This window comes from Oleiphilus sp. HI0061, from assembly GCF_001635675.1.
Genome location: NZ_LWFE01000997.1, coordinates 1 through 4138, shown reverse-complemented (window position 1 = coordinate 4138; position 4138 = coordinate 1). Strand labels below are relative to the sequence as shown.

At 44.7% G+C, this 4138-nt stretch carries 6 protein-coding genes and 1 pseudogene; 1 reads left to right on the top strand and 6 read right to left on the bottom strand.

Annotation, left to right across the window (positions count from 1 at the left end; genetic code table 11):
* Positions 1-82: 82 nt before the first annotated feature.
* The 3 genes from plsX to A3735_RS11645 are packed head-to-tail and all read right to left on the bottom strand — an operon-like array spanning position 83 to position 1931.
* Positions 83-1141: a phosphate acyltransferase PlsX gene (gene plsX, locus A3735_RS11655; RefSeq protein ID WP_082885872.1), complete on the bottom strand. Its 1059-nt coding sequence runs from the start codon at positions 1139-1141 to the stop codon at positions 83-85.
* Between the two features lie 31 nt (positions 1142-1172).
* On the bottom strand, positions 1173-1352 hold the full coding sequence (rpmF, locus tag A3735_RS11650; protein ID WP_068506763.1) for a 50S ribosomal protein L32: 180 nt from the start codon (positions 1350-1352) through the stop codon (positions 1173-1175).
* 51 nt (positions 1353-1403) lie between these two features.
* Positions 1404-1931: a YceD family protein gene (locus tag A3735_RS11645; RefSeq protein ID WP_068506765.1), complete on the bottom strand. Its 528-nt coding sequence runs from the start codon at positions 1929-1931 to the stop codon at positions 1404-1406.
* Between the two features lie 137 nt (positions 1932-2068).
* On the opposite strand from A3735_RS11645, the gene A3735_RS11640 reads away from it, so the two are divergent.
* Positions 2069-2644, top strand: a complete 576-nt coding sequence (locus tag A3735_RS11640; RefSeq protein WP_068506768.1) for a nucleoside triphosphate pyrophosphatase — start codon at positions 2069-2071, stop codon at positions 2642-2644.
* On the opposite strand, the gene A3735_RS11635 is transcribed toward A3735_RS11640, so the two are convergent.
* From A3735_RS11635 to A3735_RS30910, 3 genes and pseudogenes are all read right to left on the bottom strand, one after another.
* On the bottom strand, positions 2641-3471 hold the full coding sequence (locus A3735_RS11635) for an FkbM family methyltransferase (RefSeq protein ID WP_082865233.1): 831 nt from the start codon (positions 3469-3471) through the stop codon (positions 2641-2643). The genes A3735_RS11640 and A3735_RS11635 overlap by 4 nt on opposite strands.
* A 108-nt stretch (positions 3472-3579) precedes the next feature.
* Positions 3580-3720 (bottom strand): hypothetical protein, encoded by a 141-nt coding sequence (locus A3735_RS30915; protein ID WP_197469960.1) that lies wholly within the window; start codon positions 3718-3720, stop codon positions 3580-3582.
* Positions 3721-3797: 77 nt separating this feature from the next.
* Positions 3798-4138 (bottom strand): annotated as a pseudogene (locus tag A3735_RS30910) (phosphatase); the annotation flags it as partial.

Below are 4138 nucleotides of genomic sequence, written 5' to 3'. Positions count from 1 at the left end.
ACAGTTGTCACAAAATTCACCTTTTAGATAGTTTGACTTGGATATTCAAATAATTAGCGACGCATAGCCACCAAGACCAGCGCTATAGCAAAACCTTTTCCAGCTCGCTATTAATCAGCTCCGGCAGATTAGCTTCCGCCTCTTTATAGGCAAGATCAACCGCTTGCTCAAAAGACTTCGCATTAGCATGCCCGTGACTTTTAACCAAAACGCCTTGCAGACCAAGGAAGATAGCCCCATTGTGAGTGTCTGGGTCTAGCTGCTTCAATGTCTTTGCCAGCAAAGGCAGCATGAGACGACCCAGCAACTTCCGGTACCATGACTCTTTGAAAAAGTCTTTTATACCGGAAAGCAGAATTTTGGCAGCACCCTCAGCACTTTTTAGCGCCACATTACCAACAAAGCCATCACAAACGATAACATCTGCATAGGAACGAAAGATATCGCCGCCTTCAGCAAAGCCGATATAGTTGAGCGCTTCACTTTCCTCTATTAACGAAGCGGCTAACCTAACCTGCTCATTACCCTTAATACTTTCACCCCCAACATTTAACAGTGCCACCCGGGGATTTTCAACGCCTTTGGTAATTTTTGCTAATACTTGGCCCATGATTGCAAACTGGAGAAGATGTTCGGCCGAACTATCAACATTTGCACCTAAGTCCAGAACGAAACAGCCACCACCTTGAGAAGGAAACATTTTAGTAATCGCGGGCCTATCTATACCGGGAAAGGTTCCCAGTATTGATCGCCCTAACAACATCAAAGCACCGGTATTTCCTGAGCTTACACAAGCTTGAGCTTGACCAGACTTGACCAGTTGGAGTGCCACAGCCATCGAGGAATCTTGCTTACTGCGCAGCACACGAGAAGGACGGTCATCCATAGAGACAACGGTTTCGGCGTGAACAATCGATATTGATGGATTTTCTGGGTAGGAGTGCAACAAAGCCTCCAATTCAACCTGTTTTCCAACAAGGATGATATTGAAGGCTTTGCTTTGGCAGCTGGCTGCCGGAGACGCTTGAGAAGCATCATTTGACTGAAGCTTTTCAAGATAGGCAAAAACAGCAGGGACAACAACCTGAGGGCCATCATCGCCACTCATTGCATCAACTGCAATGGTGATTCCTACAGACATTTCGCCGTCTTCAGAAACTAGTATTTACGTACTAGTCTTCTAATGTCTCAATTACTTTCTTGCCACGGTAGAAGCCGTCAGCAGAAACGTGGTGACGCAAGTGCTTCTCACCTGTAGTTGGATCTACAGATAAAGTTGCAGTGCCTAGCGCGTCATGTGAACGACGCATGCCACGTCTTGAACGAGTTTTCTTACTTTTTTGAACAGCCATATTTGTTCTCCCGCGGGTATTTCAAATCAATTGATGAGCTTAGCTCACCGATTATTTCTTTAAATTCAGTTCTGAAAGCACGCTGAAAGGATTCTCTTTGGTCTCTTCGACCTCACTTTCAACACTCTCTTCAATATCACCTTCGTTATACTCTTCAGGTTCGCAATCATCATGATAAGCGAACATTGGCAAACTCAGGATCAATTCTTCTTCTATCACATCCAGTAAAACAAGCTTTTCATCTTCCACCAATAAAGGTTCATAAACACGCGGAAGGTTTTGCGCTTGCTCGTCACTCATTACAATTCCGAGCTGAAACTCAGAACTTATTGTCTTTTTGACCGGATGTAAGCAGCGCTGGCAAAGCAAGTTCAATTCAGCTGAAAGCTTGCCCTTCAATATACGCAGCCTTTGCTCATCCCGTCCAAATTCCAAGTCAATATTAACGACACCCTCAGAATCCACTAACATTGAAGTCAGCCTAGACATGAGATGTACCGCTATATGCCCCTGCAAATCCTTATTCTGGTCTGCATATTTAAAGGGGTCGAGCGTCTTGGGTAACGAGTGATCAGACATAAGCGGGCAATTCTAGGGCCGAAGACCTGTATTGTCAAAGGAAATAAGTGTATTTTTGACATTGATTTAAAAAGACAAGCGCTTTTTGTTGGCCACTGCGCTTTAGCAATGCAACTTCCTGCAATACAAGGATATCTATGGACATCGTACTCGCCTCTTCCAGCACCTATAGAAAGGCGCTTCTAGAAAAAATAATTCAGCACTTCAAGTGTGCATCTCCTGACATTGATGAGTCTCACCTCCCTAATGAAAACTATAAGGAAATGGCCGAGCGTTTATCCATAAGAAAAGCGCAAGCACTGGCTGCATCCCACCCTAATTCGCTAATCATTGGCTCTGATCAAGTCGCATGCTTGGGCGAGCAAATACTTAGAAAACCCCTAAATAAAGAACGCAATCTTGAGCAGCTAACACTCTGCCAAGGCAAAACTGCATACTTTTATACAGGCTTGTGCCTGCTCAATACGAAGACCGGCAAATATCAAAGCGCTGTTGAAAGCTACGCCACCAAATTTCGTAAGCTAAATGAGCAGCAGCTAATCAATTATATAGAACGCGAACAAGCCTATGATTGTGCGGGAGGCTTTAAAATGGAAGGCTTGGGCATATCGTTATTTGAGTCTATTGAGGGCAAAGATCCAAACATACTGATTGGACTACCTTTGATTAGGCTAATCGACATGCTCGCTAAAGAAGGCGTATCTATCCTTTAGCGCTTTTCAAGAATCACATTCATTCGGGTTTGCAGCACCTTTATATAACCCTTCGATAGCGCCATAGAAACCGCTGGGCTTAGTGCTGCATCTTTATGCTGCTCTAGCTGCAGGTATTTGGGCCAGGCAGCTTCTTCTGCGTGATTTAAGAAGCTTTCCAACACAGGAAACTCGAAACCTTCAATATCCATTTTAAGCAGCTCGAGTTTGTCAATATCAGCAAGCGCCAAAATCTCACTAATAGTCAAACCCTTTACATCAATTGAAGTGCTGACTCTCTCAGGGTGCTCAACCCCTTCCGACAAAGAATTACAACCTTGGTTCACCTCATCGAGATAGAGTTTAACCAATGAGTTTTGCGGGCTAGCCGCAAGCTGCAAACACTTACAGCGAGATTGAAGCTGATTAAATTCGACATGCCGCTGCAAGCGAGCAGCGAGCTCTGGGTGCGCCTCTACAGCAACAAGCTTTAGGTCTTTCCGCTCCCACGCAAGTAGCAAACCATAACCGCCGATATTCGCACCTACATCTAGAACTGTAGCCCCATCACTCAAGACGGACGCCAAAAAACGTCGCTCCTGGCCATCGAGCAAGCCAGGCATAGTTAATAAGCGCTTATCGGATAAGTTTCCTTTGGGAAACAACCTGAACTTTAAACCTTCTACCTGAACATCGATAGGTGATTGCTTGCGCATCAATACAGGCTTTCGCATTAGAAAGGCTAGACGCTTAGCAAACCAGTTATTGACCGGTAATTGGTGACAAATACCGAGCAAAGCCTGACACCATGAAGGTAAACGATACCTTCCGAAAGGGAGATTATTCATAGAAAAAGGTCAATTATTTCGTTTCAACATTTCGCCAAGTAGGAGGAATAGCCAAGAGTCGCCCCCTGCTACCCCTCTGCGAGGCACAGCAGCCCCTACTTATAACATTTATGATTCCTTAGATCCTTCCTTTTCTGGCTTAGCCGGCTCTTCCTTTTTGCTGTCACCAATTATTGATTTACCCGGACATACCTTAAATACCGGGCAAGACTTACAACCAGAAACCATTGCGATTGGACATAGTGTCATTTTCTCTCTCCATCTTTTTTATAGACTCTAATCACTTGAGCCCTTATGAATCTTAATAATTTTGAATTGTTCTTTTCTTACTGTAGCTCGAGAGACTGAAAAGCCTCCCACTCCTGCCATACCGGCAGAACACTTTTTGGCAATGAAGGAATACGCCCAAGTTCAGCCCAGCGATATTCAGGCGAATGAAAGTCACTACCGATTGAACCTTTCAACCCCATTCGCTGACACAAATCACTAAGCATCCCGACTTCCCCTTGCTTCTGCCCTGAGGTAACTACCTCAATGCCTTCGCCTCCCTGCGCTTTAAATTCTACCAACATATTGCGCAGCTTAGTCAGGGTCATATTGTATTTTCTGGGGTGGGCAACGACAGCACTCCCCTTTGCGTTAACAATACTATTTACCATGTCTTTTA